Source organism: Nocardia sp. NBC_01327 (genome assembly GCF_035958815.1).
Classification (GTDB): domain Bacteria; phylum Actinomycetota; class Actinomycetes; order Mycobacteriales; family Mycobacteriaceae; genus Nocardia.
In genome coordinates this window covers 2,103,796-2,124,332 of the sequence record NZ_CP108383.1, presented here as the reverse complement: position 1 = coordinate 2,124,332, position 20,537 = coordinate 2,103,796, and the positions used below count along the sequence as shown (strand labels likewise).

General features: G+C 66.2%; 20 protein-coding genes. 10 read left to right on the top strand and 10 right to left on the bottom strand.

Annotated elements, in window-relative coordinates; translation table 11 throughout:
* Nucleotides 1-9 precede the first annotated feature (9 nt).
* The 3 genes from OG326_RS09220 to OG326_RS09210 form a co-directional block, all read right to left on the bottom strand.
* A complete protein-coding gene (locus tag OG326_RS09220; RefSeq protein WP_327144188.1) occupies nucleotides 10-243 on the bottom strand; it encodes a hypothetical protein in 234 nt (77 codons plus the stop codon).
* A 72-nt stretch (nucleotides 244-315) separates the two neighbouring features.
* The gene (locus OG326_RS09215) at nucleotides 316-1,644 is read right to left on the bottom strand and encodes a putative glycoside hydrolase (RefSeq protein ID WP_327144187.1); all 1,329 of its coding nucleotides are present in this window, start codon (nucleotides 1,642-1,644) and stop codon (nucleotides 316-318) included.
* A gap of 32 nt (nucleotides 1,645-1,676) precedes the next feature.
* Nucleotides 1,677-2,735: a bile acid:sodium symporter family protein gene (locus OG326_RS09210; protein ID WP_327144186.1), complete on the bottom strand. Its 1,059-nt coding sequence runs from the start codon at nucleotides 2,733-2,735 to the stop codon at nucleotides 1,677-1,679.
* Between the two features lie 88 nt (nucleotides 2,736-2,823).
* On the opposite strand from OG326_RS09210, the gene OG326_RS09205 reads away from it, so the two are divergent.
* Nucleotides 2,824-3,696: a LysR family transcriptional regulator gene (locus OG326_RS09205; protein ID WP_327144185.1), complete on the top strand. Its 873-nt coding sequence runs from the start codon at nucleotides 2,824-2,826 to the stop codon at nucleotides 3,694-3,696.
* A gap of 4 nt (nucleotides 3,697-3,700) precedes the next feature.
* On the opposite strand, the gene OG326_RS09200 is transcribed toward OG326_RS09205, so the two are convergent.
* Nucleotides 3,701-4,435, bottom strand: coding sequence for a glutamine amidotransferase (locus tag OG326_RS09200; RefSeq protein ID WP_327144184.1), 735 nt, complete (start codon nucleotides 4,433-4,435; stop codon nucleotides 3,701-3,703).
* A 131-nt stretch (nucleotides 4,436-4,566) separates the two neighbouring features.
* Here OG326_RS09200 and OG326_RS09195 point away from each other — a divergent pair, with 131 nt between their 5' ends.
* The gene (locus tag OG326_RS09195; RefSeq protein WP_327144183.1) at nucleotides 4,567-5,004 is read left to right on the top strand and encodes a hypothetical protein; all 438 of its coding nucleotides are present in this window, start codon (nucleotides 4,567-4,569) and stop codon (nucleotides 5,002-5,004) included.
* 37 nt (nucleotides 5,005-5,041) lie between these two features.
* Nucleotides 5,042-5,866, top strand: a complete 825-nt coding sequence (locus OG326_RS09190) for an SDR family NAD(P)-dependent oxidoreductase (protein WP_327144182.1) — start codon at nucleotides 5,042-5,044, stop codon at nucleotides 5,864-5,866.
* 21 nt (nucleotides 5,867-5,887) lie between these two features.
* On the opposite strand, the gene OG326_RS09185 is transcribed toward OG326_RS09190, so the two are convergent.
* Nucleotides 5,888-7,162 (bottom strand): hypothetical protein, encoded by a 1,275-nt coding sequence (locus OG326_RS09185; protein ID WP_327144181.1) that lies wholly within the window; start codon nucleotides 7,160-7,162, stop codon nucleotides 5,888-5,890.
* 116 nt (nucleotides 7,163-7,278) lie between these two features.
* Between OG326_RS09185 and OG326_RS09180 the strand changes: the two genes are divergently transcribed.
* Nucleotides 7,279-8,175 (top strand): alpha/beta fold hydrolase, encoded by an 897-nt coding sequence (locus OG326_RS09180; RefSeq protein WP_327144180.1) that lies wholly within the window; start codon nucleotides 7,279-7,281, stop codon nucleotides 8,173-8,175.
* A 5-nt stretch (nucleotides 8,176-8,180) separates the two neighbouring features.
* Here the strand turns inward: OG326_RS09180 and OG326_RS09175 are convergent, their stop codons facing one another.
* Nucleotides 8,181-8,531, bottom strand: a complete 351-nt coding sequence (locus tag OG326_RS09175; protein WP_327144179.1) for a hypothetical protein — start codon at nucleotides 8,529-8,531, stop codon at nucleotides 8,181-8,183.
* Nucleotides 8,532-8,695: 164 nt separating this feature from the next.
* On the opposite strand from OG326_RS09175, the gene OG326_RS09170 reads away from it, so the two are divergent.
* Both OG326_RS09170 and OG326_RS09165 read left to right on the top strand, forming a co-directional pair.
* On the top strand, nucleotides 8,696-9,661 hold the full coding sequence (locus tag OG326_RS09170) for a DUF222 domain-containing protein (RefSeq protein ID WP_327144178.1): 966 nt from the start codon (nucleotides 8,696-8,698) through the stop codon (nucleotides 9,659-9,661).
* Nucleotides 9,662-9,729: 68 nt separating this feature from the next.
* The gene (locus OG326_RS09165) at nucleotides 9,730-10,188 is read left to right on the top strand and encodes an HNH endonuclease signature motif containing protein (protein ID WP_327144177.1); all 459 of its coding nucleotides are present in this window, start codon (nucleotides 9,730-9,732) and stop codon (nucleotides 10,186-10,188) included.
* Nucleotides 10,189-10,856: 668 nt separating this feature from the next.
* On the opposite strand, the gene OG326_RS09160 is transcribed toward OG326_RS09165, so the two are convergent.
* The 3 genes from OG326_RS09160 to OG326_RS09150 all read right to left on the bottom strand — a co-directional run bounded on the left by OG326_RS09160 (nucleotide 10,857) and on the right by OG326_RS09150 (nucleotide 15,860).
* Complete coding sequence (locus OG326_RS09160; protein WP_327144176.1) at nucleotides 10,857-12,470, bottom strand: amidohydrolase; 1,614 nt, start codon at nucleotides 12,468-12,470, stop codon at nucleotides 10,857-10,859.
* Between the two features lie 118 nt (nucleotides 12,471-12,588).
* Complete coding sequence (locus tag OG326_RS09155) at nucleotides 12,589-14,292, bottom strand: aldehyde dehydrogenase family protein (RefSeq protein ID WP_327144175.1); 1,704 nt, start codon at nucleotides 14,290-14,292, stop codon at nucleotides 12,589-12,591.
* Nucleotides 14,289-15,860: a GMC family oxidoreductase gene (locus OG326_RS09150; protein WP_327144174.1), complete on the bottom strand. Its 1,572-nt coding sequence runs from the start codon at nucleotides 15,858-15,860 to the stop codon at nucleotides 14,289-14,291. Before OG326_RS09150 ends, OG326_RS09155 begins: the two co-directional genes overlap by 4 nt.
* A 178-nt stretch (nucleotides 15,861-16,038) precedes the next feature.
* Between OG326_RS09150 and OG326_RS09145 the strand changes: the two genes are divergently transcribed.
* The gene (locus OG326_RS09145; protein WP_327144173.1) at nucleotides 16,039-17,235 is read left to right on the top strand and encodes a PucR family transcriptional regulator; all 1,197 of its coding nucleotides are present in this window, start codon (nucleotides 16,039-16,041) and stop codon (nucleotides 17,233-17,235) included.
* Nucleotides 17,236-17,263: 28 nt separating this feature from the next.
* On the opposite strand, the gene OG326_RS09140 is transcribed toward OG326_RS09145, so the two are convergent.
* Nucleotides 17,264-18,385 (bottom strand): agmatine deiminase family protein, encoded by a 1,122-nt coding sequence (locus OG326_RS09140; protein WP_327144172.1) that lies wholly within the window; start codon nucleotides 18,383-18,385, stop codon nucleotides 17,264-17,266.
* A 357-nt stretch (nucleotides 18,386-18,742) separates the two neighbouring features.
* On the opposite strand from OG326_RS09140, the gene OG326_RS09135 reads away from it, so the two are divergent.
* From OG326_RS09135 to OG326_RS09125, 3 genes are all read left to right on the top strand, one after another.
* Nucleotides 18,743-19,258 (top strand): fluoride efflux transporter FluC, encoded by a 516-nt coding sequence (locus OG326_RS09135; RefSeq protein ID WP_327144171.1) that lies wholly within the window; start codon nucleotides 18,743-18,745, stop codon nucleotides 19,256-19,258.
* Nucleotides 19,255-19,614, top strand: coding sequence for a fluoride efflux transporter CrcB (crcB, locus tag OG326_RS09130; RefSeq protein ID WP_327144170.1), 360 nt, complete (start codon nucleotides 19,255-19,257; stop codon nucleotides 19,612-19,614). Before OG326_RS09135 ends, crcB begins: the two co-directional genes overlap by 4 nt.
* 276 nt (nucleotides 19,615-19,890) lie before the next feature.
* Nucleotides 19,891-20,517 carry a GNAT family N-acetyltransferase gene (locus OG326_RS09125; protein ID WP_327144169.1) on the top strand — a complete coding sequence of 209 codons (627 nt, stop codon included), beginning with the start codon at nucleotides 19,891-19,893 and terminating at the stop codon, nucleotides 20,515-20,517.
* Nucleotides 20,518-20,537 lie beyond the last annotated feature (20 nt).

Below are 20,537 nucleotides of genomic sequence, written 5' to 3'. Positions count from 1 at the left end.
ATCGGACAGTCAGCGGGACCGGCGGCGCTGGCGGGCGGTGAGCAGGCCCGCGAGCCAGCCGACCACGAACAGCACCAACAGCACCAGCCACATCGGTGAGCTAATGGTGAGCAGCAGGAATTCGATGGAGACCTTGGTGCGGTTCTCGGCGACGAAGACGACGGCCAGCACGGTCAGCGCCAGTGCCACCCACTGAGTGGGCGAGACGCGGGCGAGGATTGACTGCTTTTCGGGGCTGCTCATGATCACTCCCTGCGGGTTCCGACCGGTTGGTTATCTACCCGCTACTATCCCCCGCCGCCCGGAGAAAGCCGATCAGGCCGGGTCCAGCGCGCCGGAGTGGTAGCTCACCGCGGCATTCCACAGGAAGAAGCTCGGGATGCCCTGGGCCGCGGCCGCGGCGATCTGCGCGCGGACCTGGGCATCGCCGTAGGTCACCCCCAGGCTGAAGTCCTGCAGCCACGGCACGATCTCGGCTCCGGTGCCCTGGACCTGGCGCTGAAAATCCTGCAGGCAGCGGAAAATGATGTCGTAGGGCTGCGCATTGGGATTCGCCACCTCGTACTCACCGGCATTCCAGTGCGAGGGGTAGAGCATGGGCGCGACGTAATCGAGATTGGGCGCCATGAGCGGAATGTCCTGGGCGATCTCGTCCGGTCGCGTCGCGGCGATACCGAAAACCGCCGCGCTCTGGAAGGCGCCCGCGGCCCGGACCGGATCGCGGCTCTCGTGCAGGAAGTCGGCGATGGAGACGCTCGGGGGCACCGTGAGGCCGGGGAAGACCATATTCGACAGCGGTCCGTCGGGGCGGCGAATGTAGTCGTACATGATGTCGTCGAACCCCAGCCGCGCGCCCTCGGCGGCGAGATCGATGTTGTACCGGCGCATGTCGGGGCTGGCGAAATTGGTGAAGGCGATGGACCCGTAGCCGCTGGAATACGGCTGCCCCGAAGGGTTCTGGATGACCCAGTCCGGATGCCCGGAGTGCCAGGCCCATTCCGCCATGGTGCGATCGCGGAAGGCCACGATCCGGCCGACCACTCGAATACCCATATCGTGCAGGGTCTTCAGCGCGGATCCGGCGTCGTAGATGCCCGCCGACGCCCCGGACGCACGGGCGAGCGGCACCTGCGAGTCGTAGCCGACCACGCCGTCCTCATCCTTGATATCGAGCTGGACGGTATCGATCCGCCCCTCCCGCGCCATATTCAGCACATCGTCGCGCATGGGCTGGTAGGCCCAGGCATACGCGGTCACGTGCACCGCGCGAATCCGCGGCACCTCGGCGCGTGTGGTGATGGGCTGGGTCGTCGTCTTGCCGTCGGCATCCGTCGCGACCACCGCCGCGCCGACCGGCAGTTGCGGCAGCGTGACCTCGAACGAACCGTCGGGGCCCGGGGTGACGGACTGGCCGCCGACCGCCACGCTCTTCGCGCCGGTCGCCTTGCCGCGCAGCGTGATCGGCGCCCGATAGGACAGCACCGTCTGCGGCGCAGTCACTTCCAGCGCGAGCGGCTGCGCCGCGGCATGCGAGGGCCCGGGCCCCGCGCGCAGGAAACCGGCGATACCACCGACCACAACCACCACCACTGCGACAACGGCCAGCAGGCGCCAACGCCTACCGGACGGGACCCGCTTCAACACCGCGCGTACCAACTCTCACTCGACTGCCCCCACTATCCCGCCGCGGAGGCGCCCACCGGGTGAGATTCTCGAGTATCACCCGAAATGGGTTGGCCGACAGTAGAGTCCGACAATTCGGTGTCGACCTCGGCCTTGCGGGCGAATCGCGGCGCGAGGAAGGCGCAGACGATCAGCTGAATCTGATGGAAGATCATGAGCGGCAGCACGATCAGCGCGGTCGACTGCCCGCCGAACAGCACCGCCGCCATCGGGAGCCCGGAGGCGAGGCTCTTCTTCGAACCGGCGAAGGTCACCACGATCCGGTCCGCCAGTGCGAAGCCCAGCAGTGTGCCCAGGCCACCGGTAATGGTCAGCACGGCTGCCAGCAGAACAGCACAGATCACCGCGACCTCGGCAATGCGCCAGGGCGGCACCGCCTGCCAGATGCCCTCCACTGTGCCCGCACTGAAGGCGGTGTAGACGACGAGCAGCACCGAGCCGCGGTCGACGTTCTTCACGATCGGCTGATGCCGCGCGAGCCACGGCCCGACCAGCGGGCGCAGCAATTGCCCCACCAGGAACGGCACCAGCAGCTGGGTCAGGATCGCGATGATCGCGCCCGCGCCGATGTGCACCTCACCGCTGGTGGTCATGAGCAGCACGACGAGCAGCGGGGTGAGCGCGACGCCGAGCACATTCGAGGCCGACGCACTGACCATGGCGGCGGCCACATTGCCGCGCGCGATCGAGGTGAAGGCGATGGAGCTCTGCACGGTGGACGGCACCAGGCACAGGAACAGGACGCCGGTGCGCAGGTCCGACGGCAGGAATCCACGGCCAAGTAGCCACAGTCCGAAGCCGAGCAGCGGGAAGATTACGAAGGTCACGGTGAGCACCGTCAGATGCAGTCGCCAGTGCCGCAGCCCGGCCCACGCCTCGGCGGGCGAGAGCCGCGTGCCGTAGAGCAGGAACAGCAGGGCGATGGCGACCTTGGTGACCCAGCCCAGGACGTCGGCGGCCGCGCCGGAGGCGGGCAGTACCGCGCCCAGGACCACCATGCTCAGCAGACCGAGAATGAATCCGTCGATGTGGAACTTGCTCAGCACCTTCACAAACCGCGACGCTACGGAGCCGCAGGGCATTGCGGAACGTGATATGAGCTATATTCGCTATCACATATCGCGATAGGCGGACCAGCACATGCTCGACCCCGTACTGCTGCGCAGCTTCCTCGCCGTCGAGCACTACCGCAGCTTCAGCCAGGCCGCCCGCCAGCTGGGCCTGCGACAGCCGACGGTCAGCGGGCATGTGAAGAAGCTCGAATCCGCGCTCGGCCGCGAACTGTTCGTCCGCGATACCCATTCGGTCACCCTCAGCACCGACGGCGCGGCCCTGGTGCGCTTCGCCCGCACCATTGTGGACGCGCACGACGAGGCGGTGCGCTTCTTCGACGGCGAGCAATTGAGCGGCCGGATCCGCTTCGGCGTCTCGGAGGATCTGGTCTCCCAGGCCCTGCCGTCCATTCTGCTGGAGTTCCGCCGCGCCTATCCGCAGGTGGATCTGGAACTGAATATCGGGCTCAGCGATGAGGTGCACGCCGAGCTGCGCGCCGACCGCCTCGATCTGGCCTTCGTCAAACGCCGGCCCGGCACCCGGCACGGGCAACTCGTGTTCGAGGACCGTTTCGTCTGGGCGGGTCCGGCCGATGCCGTCCCCGATCTCACCCGGCCGGTGCCGATCGTCACCTATCCCCCGCCCGGGCTGTCGCGGGAATCCGCGCTCGCCGCCCTGGAGCACGCGGGGCTGGACTACCGGATCACGTGTACCACCAAGGGGCAGTTGGGACTTCGGGCCGCCGTCCTGGCCGGACTCGGGTACGTCGTGCACAGCGAGAGCCTGCTGCCCCCGGACCTGTACCCGGTATCGGGGCTGCCCGAACCACGGCCGTCCAGTATCGAGTTCATCCTCATCCACTCACCCCGCCGCGCCCAGACCCCGCCCGAGCGGGCCCTCACGCGCGCGATCGTGGAGAACACCTACCGCCTCAAACACGGCGACCGGCCCGGGTGGTGAAACGCTAGCGGAGGTAGCGGGCGGTGAATCTGCGCAGGATCTCGCCCGGGACCGGCACCGATTCCCGATGACCGAGTTCGGTGAGGGCATCGGCCTCGTCCGGATCGAAATAGCCTGAGTGCCGGTAGATTTCGATCCGCACCGCGAGGCCGTCACCGTCCAGTTCGGGATGGAACTGCGTCGCGTACACATGCTCGCCGACCCGGATCATCTGCACCGGGCAATTCGCCGAGCGCGCCAGCAGTACCGCTCCCGGAGGCGTGCCCTGGCAGGCTTCTTTATGTCCGGCAAAGGCCCGAAAGGTCTGCGGCAGATCGTGCATGAGCGGATCCTCGCGCGCCAGATCGGTCAATTCGATGGTTTGCGCGCCGGTCTTCTCCCCGTACCGCTCATCGCTGACCCGCCCGCCCAGCACGTCCGCCAGAATGCTCAATCCGTAGCAGGCGCCCAGATACGGGAAGTCCCGCTCGACCACTTCGCTGAGCACCTTGCGCAGTTTGGGCTCGAACCTGCGCTGGTACTCGTACTTACGCTCCGGAGGGCTGCCGACATTGCTCGGCCCGCCGCCCACGATGACCGCCGCGAATTCATCGAGGACGACCTCGGGGAAGCCGCGGTCCATCTGCACCCGCACCACCTCGTCGGCGTCCAGTCCGGCAATGCGCAGAATGGCCTGGTACTCGTCGTCCGCGGCCGCCGTCTCGGGCCGCAACTGCAGGAGTAGGCACGGCTTCGGCATAGCTCAGATTATGAATCCCGGCGGCCGGGCAATCGCGCCTTATCCGCTGTTCGCACGTTGTTCGGCCGTTTCGTCATGATGGCGTGGCCGGATCCGCTGCGAGGTTGCGGTGTTTACGCCAGGATGAGCGGATGGAACTGAAACGAGTTGCAGTTTTGTCGACAACGGTGGCGGCGGCGCTCGTCGCCGGGTCGGGAATCGCTGCGGCAGAGGCGGATTACGCGATCACCCCGAAGGAGGCGATGGCGCGCGCCTATATCGACGCCCTGGTTTCACACAATGCCAGCGCGGTGAAATTCACGCCCGATGCGACGCGCGTCGAGGCCGGACTGCAAACCGGTTACTCCGGACCGCAATTGACGGAGGATCTCAATCACGGCGTGCAGTATTCGGTGATCCAGGGCATCCACGATCTTCGGATGTCCCAGGACGGGGATCTGGTGACGACCCGCTATCTGCTGGACTCCGGCCTCCTCGGGGTGCGGTTGGCGACGGTGGACATCACCGAAACCTTCGTCATTCCGGACGATTCGATCAAAACCATCGTCGCCACCATCGTGCCCGTATAGCGGAGTCGGCACTCGCGCGCAGGACTACACTCGAGGCATGCCGGCGATGAGGACGATCGTGATCACCGGCGGCACCGACGGGATCGGCCGCTACCTCGCTCAGGCGTACGCCGAGCGGGGTGACCGGGTCGTGGTGATCGGCCGAAATGCCGAGAAGGGCAAGGCTTTCCTCGAGCGGGCAGGCGGCCACGGGGTGTTCCTGCCCGCCGACCTCGGCTCGCTTGCGCAGAACCGGGCTGTCCTGGACGAGCTTCGGGACAGCTATCCCGTCATCGACGCACTGGTGTTGTGCGCCAGATTCTTTCGCTCGAACCGCGCCGAAACCGAGGACGGAATCGAAGCGACCTTCGCGCATTTCTATCTCAGCCGCTTCCTGTTCGGCCATGAACTCCACGAGAATCTGGAGCGCGCCGCCCGGCCGGTCATCGTCAATGTGGCGGGCCCGGGCGGCGATCTTTCCGCGGTGTCCTGGAACGATATTCAGCTCACCCAGCACTACACCGGTGGCGGTGCGCTCGGCCAGGGCGGCAAGCTCAACGATCTGCTCGGCGTCGCCTTCGTGCAGCAGTACCCCACCGGCAAGACCCGCTATGTGCTGGTCCATCCCGGCGTCACGGCCACCGCGCAGATCGGCGACTACGACCGGGCCACCGAGCTGATGGTGGCCAATCTGCGGCGCTACGGCAAACCGATTCCGGTGGCCGCCGCGCCCATCTTCGAACTGGTCGACAATCCGCCCGCCGATCCGCTGACCGCGGTCATCGAGGGCAGGCGAATCAATGTCACCGGACGGGCTTTCGATCCCACGGCGGCCCGCACGCTGGACGCGCTCACCCGTGAGCTGATAACCCCGCGGCCCTGACCGATCCCACGGCCCCGAGGTTCACACCGGGAAGATCGCCAGGTGGATTAGCCCGCCGACCACACCGAGTGCTGCGCCGTGCACGAACAGCAGCCATTCGTCCTGGCGGGTGGCCGAGCGCAGCAGGTCGACAAAATCGCGGCGGTCGAGCGTGCGCATCTGAGTAGCCACGAAGTCGCGAATGCGGACGGTTTGAGTGGACAGGAAGCTGGGGTCGGCGAAGGCCACCTTGGCCAGGCTCATGAGCTCCGGGGCCGCATCGGATTTGATCTGGTCGTAGCCGGAGCGTCCCAGCGAGAAGCGAACCGCCGGCTTGGCCTGACCCGCCGCCTTGTCGATGGAGGCGCCTAGCACCGATTCGAGCATGGCCGCCGTGCGGTCCGATCGCGGTCCGGTGAGCAGTTCGCGGGCCAGATTGCGCGGCGTCATGACCTCGCCCGCAATGATTTCGGCATAGCCGTCCGCGATCTCATTGCGGCGCTTGAGCAGCAGCCCCTGCCGCCACGGCACCCACCACTTCGGGTGCAGCGGTTCGTAGATCATGGTGATGCCGACCCAGTTCACGACATAGCCGATGATCACGCCGCCCAGCGGCAGGATCCACCAGTACGGCCAGTAGTGGAGGATCGCGACGAGGACGAAGCCCATCGGATAGCCGAAGTAGAAGCCGAAGTTCTTCATGAACCGCAGTTCGGACGCGGCGATTTCCCGGAAGATGCGGTTGATCAGCCGGGGATGTTCGGTGAGGTGGCGGATCGTCATCCACTTGGGGTCGATCAGCTCCTCGATATGCTCGCCGATCGTCGTGGTGATGGTGTGCGCGCTTTCGGGAAGCTGGTCGGCGACACGGCGATACACCAGCTCCTGCGCGGGCTCGGGCAGGTTGAACCACAATTGCGGATTCCGCCGCTCCATCACGCGGGCGACCATGGCCGGAATCTGCGGCCTGGTCAGCTGAACGAGCTGATCGGCAATGCTGTCCGGGTCCAGCTCCCGATAGAAGTCCGACATATTCCCGAGCTTGGACAGCCCCTTGTCCACGGCGATACTGGCCATTTTCTCGGCCCGCGACGGCACAATCCCCTGCCAGCCGATCCGCCCGTCGTGCGACAGCAGCGGCAGCACCTGAATGCGGCGCGGCAGATACGGAAATACCCACCGCAGCCCCGGCAGCCGGAAACCGTGAAACCGGATGGGCTCGAACAACATCAGAATGCCGGTCCAGTTGGTGATGTACCCGATAACGCCGGTGAACAGCGGAATGGAGATCAACTCGAGCACTAGTCGTCGATCCACGCACGGCCTTTCGGATCAGCGGCCTGCCGGACCGGAGACTCTCTTTGCAAGGTTACGTGCAAGATCGCCGCCATATACGCATTCCGGCACACCACACGCCCGGCTACCGTGACCGTATGGCTGAATCCACCGGTGTCGTCCTTTCCGAGCCGCCTGCCCTACCCGGAGTCCGAAGGTCGTTCGTCGAAGCGCGCGGCGTCCGATTCCATGTGACCGAGAGCGGCGACCCCGATGGACGCCCCGTGCTCCTGCTGCACGGATGGCCGCAGCACCACTACGCGTACCGCGACCTCCTGGCGGATCCGCCTGCGGGCCTGCGCATCATCGCCCCCGACCTGCCCGGCTACGGCTGGTCCGGCCCCGCGCCGCACCGCTGGGCCAAGGAGGACGTGGCCTCGGATCTGTTCGCACTGCTCGACGAGCTGGGCGTGGAGCGGGTGCTGCTCGGCGGCCACGACTGGGGCGCCTTCATCGGATACCGCATGGTGCTGCGCGAGCCGGACCGATTCTCCGGCTACCTCGCGATGAATATGGCGCACCCCTGGGTGCCGACCCGCGTGGTCTCGCGACAGCTGTGGCGATTCCTGACCTATCAGCCCCTGATCGCCATTGCCGGTGTCCCCGTACAACAGCGAACCGGCTTCCTGCCATGGCTGATCCGCTCCGCCATGACCGACCGCAATGCCGTAAGCCCCGAGATGGTCCAGATCTTCGCCGACCGCTTCCGCGATCCGGTCTGCGCCCGAGCCGCCACCGACACCTACCGAACCTTCTGGCTGAAGGAAATCCCCGCCACCGCACGCACCCCCGAGCGCCGGCGCGGAACCATCCCGATCCGCGCCCTCTTCGGAATCAACGATGCGGCCGTACACTTCTCGCTCGCCGACCCCGCCACCGCACGAGCCGACGACTACACCTTCGAAGGTGTCAGCGGCTGCGGCCATTTCATCGTCGACGAACGCCCGGAACTGGTGCGAGCGCGATTGATCGACCTGGCCGAGAGCACGAAGTAGCGCAGCTACTCGGCACCAGACCGGCGACGAATTCCGATGCTGCGCACCGTGTTCACCGAGCGAATCAGCCACGGTGCGGCGAATCCGGCGGCAATCGCGGTGAGTGGCAGAAGGATACGGGTCCGGGTATCCCGAATCGGCCGATAACGGGCCACCCCATTGCGGATCTCGATATAGCCGAGCGGCCGCACCTCGGTACCTCCGCCGACGCTGCCGGACGCACCACCGAATCCGAGGGATGCACGGGCAACCGGAATGACAGTAATGCCGTCGGCGGTGACAGGCTCACCGAACGCCGCTGCCGCCGAAGCTTTTTCACCGACCAGATCCACGAGTTGTTCCTGTGATAGCTGCATGGTCGTGGACCTCCCGTTGCTGTTGAAGTGCTCGGAACCAAGGCTAGCAAAGAACAAAAGAACAAGAACGAGAAAAGATGCTGGACGGTCCGCCAGTCTGAATATCCTTATATCACAACACAATTCACCTGTTCGATCCCGTTCCCCGACGGTAGAATAGAAGCATGAATCCGGGGGCAGAAACCACAATCGTATCGAGTGCACACGCACTCGATACCGCCGTGGAAAACCTCCTCAACACCTCCCTCACCCCCCTGTGCGACGAACAATTCATCACGCTCATGGGCGAGGTCGAGACCAGCATGCGCAAACTCGAAGCCGTCAAACACCGCTTCGTCACCGAAACCTGCACCCGCTCCCTGGCCGCCCGCGCCGGATCAACCTCCCCGATCAAATTCCTCGAACAAACCCTGCGGTTGTCCCACGCCGACGCCGCCTCGCGGGTCAACGCTGCCAAGCAACTGAGCCCGCAACCAGCCCTGGGTGGGGACCTGGAACCGGAACTGGCGTATGTCGCCGAAGCCCAACGGGCCGGGGCGATCTCGGTCGATCACGTGCGCCGGATCACGCAGGTCCTCAAGCGCATCCCGTGCGCCGCCGACCCGGGCCAGAAAGACCTCGCGCAGGACGTTTTGACCACCTACGCGCGTACCGGCAGCCCGGACAAACTGATCGATCTCGGGGAGATCATCCTGGCGCACATCGATCCGGACGGCACCTTGACCCAGGACAAGGACCGCGACCGCATGCGCGGGCTCACCCTGGGGCGTAAGCGTGCCGACGCCATGTCCCCGCTGATCGGGGAGATCACCGAACCGCTGCGGGAAGTCCTGGAACCCTTGCTGGCCAAGTTCGCCCGCCCGGGTATGTGCAACCCCGCTGATCCGGACAGCCCGAAGGTCGCCGACCGCACCCTCGACCGGACCAAACTCAAGGCTGCCGCCGAGCGTGATACCCGCTCGGCCGCGCAACGCAACCACGATGCGTTGCTGGCGGTGCTGCGGTTTCAGCTCGACCGCCCCAAACTCGGCTCCCACCGCGGCCTGCCGGTCGAGGCGATCATCACCATGCGCCTCGAGGATGTGGAGCGGGGTGCCGGGATCGCGACCACCGCGACCGGGGCACCCTGACCATCGCGCAAGCCCTGGAACTTGCTGCCGGAACCCGGCCCCTGCTGGTGGTGCTGAACAAGGCCGGAATGCCCCTGTATTTGGGGCGAGGCCGGGACCGGTTGGCCAGTCCCGCACAACGACTGGCGTTGATCGCCTCCGACAAGGGCTGCACCCGCCCCGGGTGCAGTGCCCCCGCGTCGGTGTCCGCGGCCCATCATGTCACCGGGTGGGCCGAGGGCGGGCGTACCGATATCGACAACCTGACCTTGGCGTGCGATGGGTGCCACGCCATGATCCACGACGGTCCCGGCGGCTGGAAAACCATCGTCATGGGCGAAGACACACCCTTCCCGGGCCGGACCGGGTGGATCGCCCCCACCCATATCGACCCGACCGGGACCCCGCAGGTCAATCACATGCACCACACCGGTGAGGTGATGGCCGGTGCCCTGAACCAGATCCGCACTCGCGAACGGGCACAACGCGAACGGCGGCAAGCCTGGCTCGACGCCCGCAAAACCACCCCCACCCCCGTCCGCGAATAGGCGGGCCACCCCCTTGTAGACACCGTCAGGCTGGTCCTGACGGTGCTACAAGCCGTTGCCTGTCTTGGTCTTTCGGGTTCTTCGTCTTTTCGTATTTGTCTTTGAAACCGGACCACAGCCGGTCGACCCCGCCGGTACCGCAGGTACCTCCCTGCTGCGGAAGGTAAGCCGGGTACCCCATCCGACGTCACCAGCACTGCCATCTCGGGCCCTGCCCGCACCCAGAAACCCGAACACCGCCTCTCGACGCACGCAACCCAGGTGCACCGACCTCATCTCGGCCTCGAAACCACCTGAAGCGGGCACCACACAGCGCTTCTCGCCGACCGCACAGCAGGTATCCGTATGGCACAGACCCGATAACCGTTGTGCCGCTGAGACACCCGCTGTTCCGTCCCCGGTGGCCGATGGTTTCTATGCCGAAACGGTCGGTGCACCTGGGTTTCTTGCCTCCCGGGCAGGGTTGGTCAGCACGGGGGTGCGGGCAAAGCCCGAGATGGCCGTGCTGGGCACGTGGGGAGGGGTACCCGGTTTACCTTCCGCAGTTGGGAGGGGCTGTGCGGTACCGGCTGAGTCGACCGGCTGTGGTGCCGTTCTCGAGAACAAAACGCGAAAGACCTGGAGTCGCTTGGTTTTTGGTGGATCTGCGGTCTAGGGGTGGGGCGGGGTTAGGTGGGGTGGTGGATTTGGCGGCCGCCGATGATTGTGTGGGTGGGGTTCAGGTCTTGTAGTTGTTCTGGGGTGGCGGTGGTGGGGTCTAGGTTCCATATTGTTAGGTCGGCTAGGCGGCCTGGGGTTAGGGAGCCTCGGGAATCTGAATCGGCCAGGAAGGCAACGGGGTTGGTGGTGTGGAGGGCGATTGCTTCGGCGGTGGTGATGGCGTGTTCTGGGCCTCGTACTCCGGTGACTGTCTGGCGGGTGACCATGCCCCAGACTGAGCGCATGGCGCCGTAGCGGCCTACGGGGTAGTCGGAGCCTCCCGTGACCAGGGCTCCCTGGTCCAGCCAGCCGCGGGCGGGGAAGAGGGCGTTGACGCGGTCTGGGCCCCAGTAGGTGTCTTCGATACGGGCTACGTCGTGCAGGAGTGGCTGTTGGATGGTTACGGGGATGCCCATTTGTACTGTGCGCGAGCGCAGTTCGGCGTCAGCCAGGCCACCGTGTTCCATGACCAGTGATCCGGCGGGCAGGTCGGGGTAGCGGCGCTGCAGCTCGGCGTAGACATCCAGCAGGGTTTCTATGGCGCGGTCGCCGTAGGCGTGGGTGCCGATCTTCCAGCCTCGCAACAGAACTCGGTCCATGGCGGCTATGAGCACTTCGGGCTTCCAGGTCAGGTAGCCGAAGAAGCTGTGGTCGCAGGCGTAGGGCTCGCGGGTGGCTCCGGCTTCGATACCGCCGTCGAGGCCGAATTTCACACCCCATACCGACAACCACGGGTCGGCGCGGTCGCGCCACGGCTCGAGTCGGTCCAGGAGCTCGTCGACGCTTTCGACGGTCGAATAGCCCAGTGCCGAGGCCATGGCCCGGACTCGCACATTGAGGTTGCCTGTTTCCATGGCCGTGCGCAGGATGGCCAGATCGTCCACCGGAACCATGGCATCACGCACCAGGCCGATGCCCTTGGCGGCGTAGTCGAGGCTGGCCGCGCGCAAGCCCTCGACCCGCTGTTCGGCGGTGGCTGCGGGCAGCAGTCGCGCCACGAGTGGAATGGCATTGTCCTGCACCAGTCCGGTGAGACGGCCGTCGGCGGCACGCCCGAGGTGCCCACCCGCCGGATCGGCGGTTTCCGCCGTGATTCCGGCCAGCTCCAGCGCGAGATTGTTGACCACGACATTGTGGCCGCCGCGCATGAGGAATACCGGGTGTTTATCGGTGGCGGTGTCCAGCTCATCGGCGGTGGGGAAGCGCCGCTCCGGCAGATTGATCTCCTGCCAGTTGGCGGTGGTGCGAATCCACTGGCCGGGCGGGGTCTGCTGGGCGCGCTCGCGAATCATGTCGAGCAGCTGCGGAATATCGTTCGCCAGGTGGACGGGCACATCGTGGGCGCTGTTGCCGGCGATGATCAGGTGGGTGTGGGTGTCGTCGAAGGTCGGCAGCACCGTCGCCTCGGGCCTGTCGATCACCACGGTCTGGGGACCGATCCAGTCCCCGAGTCCGTGCGGGTCCGGGGAGACCGCCACGATCCGATCGCCCATGATCGCGATCGCCCGCTGCACGGATTGGCCCGGAACCAGCGTGTGCACCGCTCCCGCACGAATCACCAGGTCGGCATTGTCATTCGGCATGATCACTCCTTCGCCTCGCCCTCCGAGCGTATACAGCCGACCGGTCAGTCCGGAGGCTGCGGGCGAAGTGGAGCGGGCCGGCGGCGATACCGACCCGCATGCCGCTCCGTTCAGGTCCTCAGCCGCGTAGCGCCGAGGCGAAGATGCCGGGGATCTTGGCCCAGCTCGGGCTGGCCGCGAAGTACGTCAGGCGGCGACCGGTGGTGACGCCCGTGCGGTTGGTGACAAACCACGGCGGCACCGGGGCGAGCGACAGTTCACCGTTCACGAGCGATCGCGGGGACGGGCGGAACGGGCCGCGCACAACGGTACGTTCCGGATCGTCGATCAGTAAGGCGTTGTGCACCACGCCGATTCCGCTCTGGACATTGTCGAGCGTGTGCCCCGGGAAAGCGCCCCAGCTGGCCAGCGCGGTGAGATAGCCGACCGCCGTCCAGGCATTGATGCCGATGGTGCCATAGCGCAAATCGGTGACCGCCGAGTCGAATTCCGCGCCCAGCGACTTGATGGTGGCGGGGTGGGCGATGATGTTCGCGCCGAGCGTGCCCTCGAACTTCTCATTGGCGGCCTGTACGGCCTCGCGCAGGAAATCGCCTCCGGCGCCGGGCAATTCGATGACGCCGAACACCGGTGCGAAGTACTCCACGCGCAGTGCGTCCTCCGCCTCGTCGGCGTGCAGGCCGAAGATCAGAGTCCGGGCACCGTCGCTGCCGACGGCCTCCGCATCGGGGTAGGCGGTGCGCGCCGCGCTCACCCGCGCAGCCGAGCCCGGATAGTAGTCGGTGCGAACAGGGGCCCGCTGGAACGCTTCTCGGACCGCGGCCAGGAATTCGGCCTTCTGCTCCCAGTCCGAACTGATGACCGCGACCTGCGAGGCCACACAGTTGTAGCCGTTGTTGTGCAGGCGCTGGGTGGCCAGATGCTCGGCCTGGAACTTCAGATCGGCCTTCGACCATTTGCCCGGCACCACAATGGTCGGCGAGATGCCGCCGAGCTCGCTGGTGATCGGCTTGTCGATGAGCGGAGTACCCGCCGCCTTACGCTGCGCGCCCTCCGCCCCGCCGCCGAATACGATGGCGTCGTGCGTGATCGAGCTGCCGGTCATGTGCACTGCGGCGATATCGGGATGGTCGACCAGCTCCTTCCCGACCTCCGCTCCCCCGGTCAGAATGCGCACGAAGCCCCGCTCGATGGCCGGGGCGAAGATTTTCTCGAGGACCGGCAGCAGCGGATCGGTCACCGGATTCAGCTTCAGCACCGCCACCCGGTTGTAGGCGAACAGCTGATACAGCACGTCCAGCGGCGCGATGGAGAAGATGTTCCCCGCGCCCAGCACCACGCCGATGCCATGGGTTCGCTGCGGATCGAGCTGTGCCAGTCCGGCTTTGGCGCGCACGGTGCTCGCGTCCACACCCGGTTTGGTCCACACCTCCGCGGTGAAACCATTGAGCAGCAGCCAGTCGAAGATGCCGTGCGGCAATACCTTGACCGCCGAACGGTTTTCGGGCGCGGCGGTAATGGCGTATCCGTCGACCGGACTGCGTCCCGCCTCCAGCGCGGCGAGGCTGCCCGCCAGCGCGGTGGTGGCGGTCAGCAGCGGATACGGACCGCTCACCCATTCCTCGCCGAGCAGCGGCGAATCGGCGGGCAACCCCTTGATGCCCGCCGCGATCCGCACCCACTCCTCGGCATTGGCCTCGGTCAGCGCGTGGATCTGATCGAGCAGCGCACGGCGTCCGGACAGCGGCGTGCGGGCCCATTCGTCCTCACCCGCGCGCAGTGCCTTGACCGCCGCTTCGATGGTGTCCGCTGTTGCACTCATTCCTGCACTCCTACAGTCGAATCGGCGTCTTCGAGGATCATCGCGGCGGCCTTCTCCGCGATCATGATGGTGGGCGCATTGGTATTGCCCCGGGTCACGCTGGGCATGACCGAGGCGTCGGCGATCCGCAGGCCGTCGAGGCCGAGCACCCGCAGCCGGCTGTCCACCACCGACCCGATGGCGCACGAGGAGGTCGGGTGATAGAGGGTCTGCGCGGTGCGCTGCGCGTAGGTCAGCAACTCCGCGTCCGAATCACCTTCCGGCACAGTGAAATCTCCGGTGCGCACGGCCCGCAGCGCCGGCTGGCTCGCGATATCGAGTCCGATCCGCAATCCCGCCAGCAGGCTGGCCCGATCCGCCTCGGTGGCGAGATAGTTGTGCAGAATGCGCGGCGCGGTATCCGGCGCGGCCGAACGCAGCGTCACCCGGCCGCGGCTGGTCGGCTTCAGCACACAGGAGCCGATAGCGAACCCGTGCGCGACCGCCGCCCCGAGGCCCTCCTCGTAGAACAGCACCGGCGCCTGGTGGAACTGCACATCCGGGCCCGAAAGACCGGCTCTGCTCTCGAAGAATCCGCCCGCCTCACCGACATTGGAGGTCAGCGGCCCCCGCCCCTCGCCCTGCAGCAGCGCCAGATTCTCCGGCGTCAGCGCGGTCATCAGCGATTCCTGCTCGGTGAGGTAGTTCAGCATGACCATCAGGTGGTCCTGCAACCCCTCGCCCACCGGAAGCTCGTGCTGCACCTCGATCTGCAAGGGCAGCAATTGATCCGCGGGTCCGACGCCCGACAGCAGCAATAGCTGAGGCGTCCCGTACGCGCCGGCCGCCAGCACCACCTCACGTTCGGCGCGAATCTCCTCCAGCTCCGCACCACGGCTGATCTGCACGCCCACCGCCCGGCCGCCGTCGAGAATCACCTTGTGCGCCAGCGCATCCGTAATGACCGTGAGATTCGGCCGGGTGGCGGCGGGGTGCAGATAGGCCACGGCGGCACTGCACCGCATGCCGTTTCGCTGCGTCACCTGATAGCGGCCGACACCCAGCTGAGTAGCGCCGTTGAAATCGTCATTGCGCTGATACCCCGCCTGCTCGGCGGCCTCCAGGAAGGCGTCGCCGAGCGGATTGAGCGAGCGCCCCTCCGCCACCGTCAGCGGTCCGCCGACACCGTGATAGGCGTCCTTGCCGCGCTCATTGTCCTCGGCCACTTGGAAATACGGCAGCACATCCTGGTACCCCCAGCCCTGCGCACCGCCGGCGGCCCACTCGTCGTAGTCGGCTCGATTGCCGCGAATGTAGATCATGGCGTTCATCGAGCTGGAGCCGCCGAGCATCTTGCCGCGCGGCAGATACGCGCGCCGGCCGAGCAGTCCCGGCTCCGGTTCGGTATCGAGATCCCAGTCCCAGCGGCTCTTGAACAGGGAGCCGAAGGCGGCGGGGATATGGATCTCGTCGGCGGTATCGGCGCCGCCCGCCTCGATCAGCGCCACGGTGACATCGGGGTTCTCGGACAATCTCGCGGCCAGCACCGACCCGGCGGATCCGGCTCCGACGACAACGTAGTCGTACATGCTCGAACTTCTTTCCTCGCTCCGATGCCCCGGGCGACACTGTGGCCTGGGTCACTACCGAATTCGATGGTGCCGCTCGGGGACCGCCCGCCACCATGGGCGCGAGTTTCCAATAGCCGGGCGTGCGACTGTGCTCGAGCACAACCCGAATCGACCACCCGGCGACTAAAATCAGCCCATGTCGGTTGCGATCCGCCCTGAACTGGACCATTCGACTGTGCTCGCGCAGCGCCTGCTCGCCCGGCTGGAGGAGCTCACCGCCGATCTGGTTGTGCACATTCGCGCCGGGGATCACGCCTACGCCGAAGCCACCCAGCTCACCGACGACCAACTCACGAATTCGGTGCGTGACAATGTCGCCTCGGTGCTCACCCAGCTGGCCGGATCCGGGCACGTCTCGCTGACCGCCGCCGCGGCGGCCGGACGACTCAAGGCCGAACAGGGCGTGCCGCTGGCCGCACTGCTGCACGCCTACCGGCTGTGCGGGCGGCTCATCTGGGACCGGCTACTCGACGAGGTGGGCGAGGGGTCGCGAGAATCGTTGCCGCACCTGGCCTCCGAGGTGTGGAAGATCATCGACGAGTACTCCAGCGCGGCCGCCGAGGCCTACAGCGGGCATGTCGCCGACCGCGCACGCCGCGACCGCGAGGAGCGGCGGCTGATGCTGCGCTCCCTGCTGGACGGCAATATCGACAGCAACGCACTGTGGGAAGTCGCGCGCCACCTGCAACTTCCGCAGTCCGGAACCTTCGTGGTGGTCAGCGCGGAGCTCGCGACCCGGGGCGTCTGCGCGCTCGAGGGCATCGAAACCCATTTGGCCGCAAGGTATATCAACTCCATCTGGCTCACCGAGCTGGACACCCAGATCGGCCTGCTCAGCCTCACCGCCGCCCGCTCGGTCGCCGCACTGCCCGCCCTGCTGCGCGCGTCCGCCACCGGTCGCATCGGCCTGAGCCGCCCCTTCACCACGCCCGCCGAGGCCGTCGCCGCGCTCCGCGAAGCCGAATTGGCCTGCCACTGCACCGAACCCGGCGCCGTCGCGGTCACCACCTACGGTGATACGGCCATCCCACTGTTCATCGCGCACGCCCCGAATGCCGGACAGGAACTGGCCCAGCACATTCTGGGGCCCGTTCTCGATCTACCCGATCCGCAGGAACGAGCCACCCTGCTCGACACCCTGGACATGTGGTTCGAATGCAATGGTTCGAGCACCGCCGTCGCGGCCCGGCTGCACTACCACCGCAACACCATTCACCATCGGCTGCGCCGCATCCAGGAACTCACCGGGCGCGATTACACCGATCCCAAGCAGACCGCGGAGCTCTATCTGGCCCTGCGCGCCACCCGGCTGCTCACCACCCCGTCGCGGTAGTCGACAGCCGGGTGACGCCCGAGCATCACTAGGCGGCAGGCTCCTGCTGGGTGGTGCAGTGAATGCCGCCACCGCCCTCCGCGATGGCATCGATATTGATCTGCACGACCTGCCGATCCGGGAACAACCGCGTCAGCGTCGCCTCGGCGGCCGAATCGGTGTCCGCATCCCCGAATTCGGGGGCGATGACCGCGCCATTGCACACATAGAAGTTGATGTAGCCCGCCGCGAAATCGTCACCGGCCCCGCGGGCCCGCAGTTCCGTAGGCGCTTCGAGAGTTTCGACCCGCAGCGAGCGACCCGCCGCATCGGTGGCCGAATGCAGAATGTCGAGATGGCGGCGAGTGACGTCGTAATCGAAGGAATCCGGATCGGTATCCAGGCCCGCGACAACCACGCCGGGCCCGGCGAATCGGGCATAGAAATCGGTATGGCCGTCGGTGATGTCGTGCCCGGCAATGCCCGGCAGCCAGATCACCTTCTTGATGCCCAGCAGGTGGTCCAGCTCGGCCTCGACATCGGACTTCTTCCACCCGCGATTGCGATTGTTGTTGAGCACGCACGATTCGGTGATGAGCGCGGTGCCCTGTCCGTCGACTTCGAGACCGCCGCCTTCGAGCACCAGATCGGTATGCACGGTTTCGACACCCGCGCGCCCGGCGACGAACCCGGCGACCTTGGCATCCTTCCGGTGTTCCTGCTTACCGCCCCACCCGTTGAAGTTGAAGTCCACCCCGGCCCTGGTGCCATTGCCCCTGACGAACACCGGACCGGTATCGCGCATCCACAGATCGTCGATCTCGGTCGCGATCAGCTCGACGTTCGGGCCGACCATGCCCCGCGCCAGATCCAGCTCACCCGGGCGCACCAGCATCGACACCGGCTCGAATCGGGCGATGGTCGTGGCAATGGTGGCCAGATCCGCGCGCACCTGCGGCAGAAGCTGTGCGCCCCAGATCCTTTCACTGGCCCCGAACGCCATCCAGGTGCGCTTGTGCGGCTCCCCCTCATCGGGCATCACCCAGGAACGCCCATCGTCCGCCGTGGTCGAGGAATCACCGAACCAGGACGAGATCGGGCCGTCACAGGCCGCGGCCAGTAGCCCACCCATGGTCACCGCACTCGTCCGCATGAACTGGCGTCGTCGCATCACATCACTCCTCGTATGGGGCTTCGGGCCAGGACTCCCTACTTTCCGCGCGCCAAAAGCTGATAGATCCGCTGGTCCCGCAACCGTGCGCACATCACGGCCGCCCAGCGGACTCCCACAACGTAATCCTGACCAATTTTTCAGTCAAGCAATGTGACACGCGTCGCGCGCCTCCCTCAGGTCATCGATGCGCGCAATCGCACACACGTTGACTATCCTGGTCACCGATGCGGCGGTGGGGCTCGCCGCTCCGATCGATCCGGAATGAATCCGGCGATTCGGAACAACCGCGGCACGGTGGCCGCCAACAGTCCCTACCCATGGAACACCTGCGGGTGGCTGAGGTAGGAGACGTGTGTGACCAGTGAGCGGACCGAGAAGGATGGAACACCCTTCACGGCAATCGATCCCGATGTCGATCTGCATACCTCCGGGCAGCGGCAGGAACTCTCCGCGACACACGGCCTGGTACTGGCCGTCATCGCGACGGGCGGCGCACTCGGAGCACTGGCTCGATACGGGCTGGCTCAGGTGTGGCCGACCCCGGCCGGCGGGTTTCCCTGGGCTACCTTCGTCACCAATGTGATCGGCTGCTTCCTCATCGGCGTGCTCATGGTGGTGATCACCGATATTCGCAAGGCCCATCCGCTGACCCGCCCGTTCCTGGGCGTGGGCATTCTCGGTGGTTTCACCACCTTCTCGACCTATGCCAATGAGACGCGGGCCCTGATTCAGCCGGGCACCGTCGCACTCGCCTTCACCTATCTGGCGGCCACACTGCTGTGCGCGCTGCTGGCAGCGCTGGCCGCCATGCGCCTGACCCGAGGCGTCCACGCGGCCGCACTCCGTCGCAGGCAGGAGGTCGCACAGTGACGGCCCTACTCGTGGTACTCGGCGCGATTGTCGGTGCGCCGCTGCGCTACCTCACCGATCGCGCGGTCCAGACCCGGCACGACAGTCTTTTCCCCTGGGGCACCTTCACCGTCAACCTCATCGGCTGCCTGGTGCTCGGCGGAATCACCGGGGCCGCAGTGTCATCGCCGTTCTTCGCGCTCCTGGGCACCGGCTTCTGCGGTGCGCTGACCACCTACAGCACCTTCAGCTACGAGACGGTCCGGCTGGCCGAGCAGCGCGCGTATCTCTATGCCGCACTGAATGTCAGCGTCAGCGTGATCGCGGGACTCGGCGCAACCCTGCTCGCCTACACCACCGCTCAAGCTTTGCTCTGATCGCGCATTCCTTGCCGGGGCATGAATTCCGGCAAAGCTGTCTGGGTCAATTGCATTGCGCGACAGTTGATTTAAGCGCGATACCTTAAGCGATCCCCGGCGCATTGGCAATGGTTCAGCGAATTGTTCTATGCCACAACTTGTATCAGTCGCGGCTCGGACTAGCCAATGTAACCTACTGGTCAGTAGCCTAAGTGCTACCGCCCTGGGTATGGGCGTGCAGAACTGCCCGTCAGCGCGGCCGGGCATCAGGTAGCACAAAGTAGAGGGATAGTCTTGGATCAGTCGGTTGTACCGGTAATCCGCCGAGCCACCGAGCACGACATCGACGACATCGCGCGAATCATCTGCAGGGCGTTCGCGACCGATGACCCGATCGAGGAGTACGTCTTCCCCGACGAAACGGATCGGCACCGCAGATCACCGCGCATGCTGCGCATCATGATTCGGTACCGTTTCCTGCCCGCCGACGGCGCAGCGGTCGCCACGGTCGACGGCAAGGTGGTGGGCGCACTGCTCTGGTATCCGGCGGGATATCGGAAATCGCTTTGGCGAGAAGCGATCTCGGGACCGATGCTGCTGTGGGCCATGGGTGCGGGGACCACCCGGGGCATGCACGTGGACGAGGCCATTGCCGAGGTCAGACCCACCGAGGGGCACCACTTCATGGTGTACCTCGGCGCGGATCCGGCGGTGCAGCGCGCCGGAGTGGGGCGCTCGCTGGTCAATTGGCTCGACGCATTGGCCGATGAGCGGTCGGAGACCGTCGGCGGGATTTGCAAGGACGGCAATATCGCGTACTACAACGCATTCGGCTACGACGTCGATCGCCAGGTCCGTATCGGGAGTACCGGACCTGCGATGAATTTCATGCTGCGGCAGCCGGTTCCGGCGGCGCCCTGAGCGCGCCGGACCCGCGAAAG

Excerpts from the sequence above, each read along its gene's own strand:
- OG326_RS09145 (WP_327144173.1), top strand. The coding sequence starts at position 16,039 with ATGTCGGTTGCGATCCGCCCTGAACTGGACCATTCGACTGTGCTCGCG.
- OG326_RS09205 (WP_327144185.1), top strand. The coding sequence starts at position 2,824 with ATGCTCGACCCCGTACTGCTGCGCAGCTTCCTCGCCGTCGAGCACTAC.
- OG326_RS09195 (WP_327144183.1), top strand. The coding sequence starts at position 4,567 with ATGGAACTGAAACGAGTTGCAGTTTTGTCGACAACGGTGGCGGCGGCG.
- OG326_RS09150 (WP_327144174.1), bottom strand. The coding sequence starts at position 15,860 with ATGTACGACTACGTTGTCGTCGGAGCCGGATCCGCCGGGTCGGTGCTG.
- OG326_RS09220 (WP_327144188.1), bottom strand. The coding sequence starts at position 243 with ATGAGCAGCCCCGAAAAGCAGTCAATCCTCGCCCGCGTCTCGCCCACT.
- OG326_RS09190 (WP_327144182.1), top strand. The coding sequence starts at position 5,042 with ATGCCGGCGATGAGGACGATCGTGATCACCGGCGGCACCGACGGGATC.
- OG326_RS09140 (WP_327144172.1), bottom strand. The coding sequence starts at position 18,385 with ATGCGACGACGCCAGTTCATGCGGACGAGTGCGGTGACCATGGGTGGG.
- OG326_RS09160 (WP_327144176.1), bottom strand. The coding sequence starts at position 12,470 with ATGCCGAATGACAATGCCGACCTGGTGATTCGTGCGGGAGCGGTGCAC.
- OG326_RS09155 (WP_327144175.1), bottom strand. The coding sequence starts at position 14,292 with ATGAGTGCAACAGCGGACACCATCGAAGCGGCGGTCAAGGCACTGCGC.
- OG326_RS09200 (WP_327144184.1), bottom strand. The coding sequence starts at position 4,435 with ATGCCGAAGCCGTGCCTACTCCTGCAGTTGCGGCCCGAGACGGCGGCC.
- OG326_RS09175 (WP_327144179.1), bottom strand. The coding sequence starts at position 8,531 with ATGCAGCTATCACAGGAACAACTCGTGGATCTGGTCGGTGAAAAAGCT.
- OG326_RS09180 (WP_327144180.1), top strand. The coding sequence starts at position 7,279 with ATGGCTGAATCCACCGGTGTCGTCCTTTCCGAGCCGCCTGCCCTACCC.
- OG326_RS09165 (WP_327144177.1), top strand. The coding sequence starts at position 9,730 with ATGCCCCTGTATTTGGGGCGAGGCCGGGACCGGTTGGCCAGTCCCGCA.
- OG326_RS09170 (WP_327144178.1), top strand. The coding sequence starts at position 8,696 with ATGAATCCGGGGGCAGAAACCACAATCGTATCGAGTGCACACGCACTC.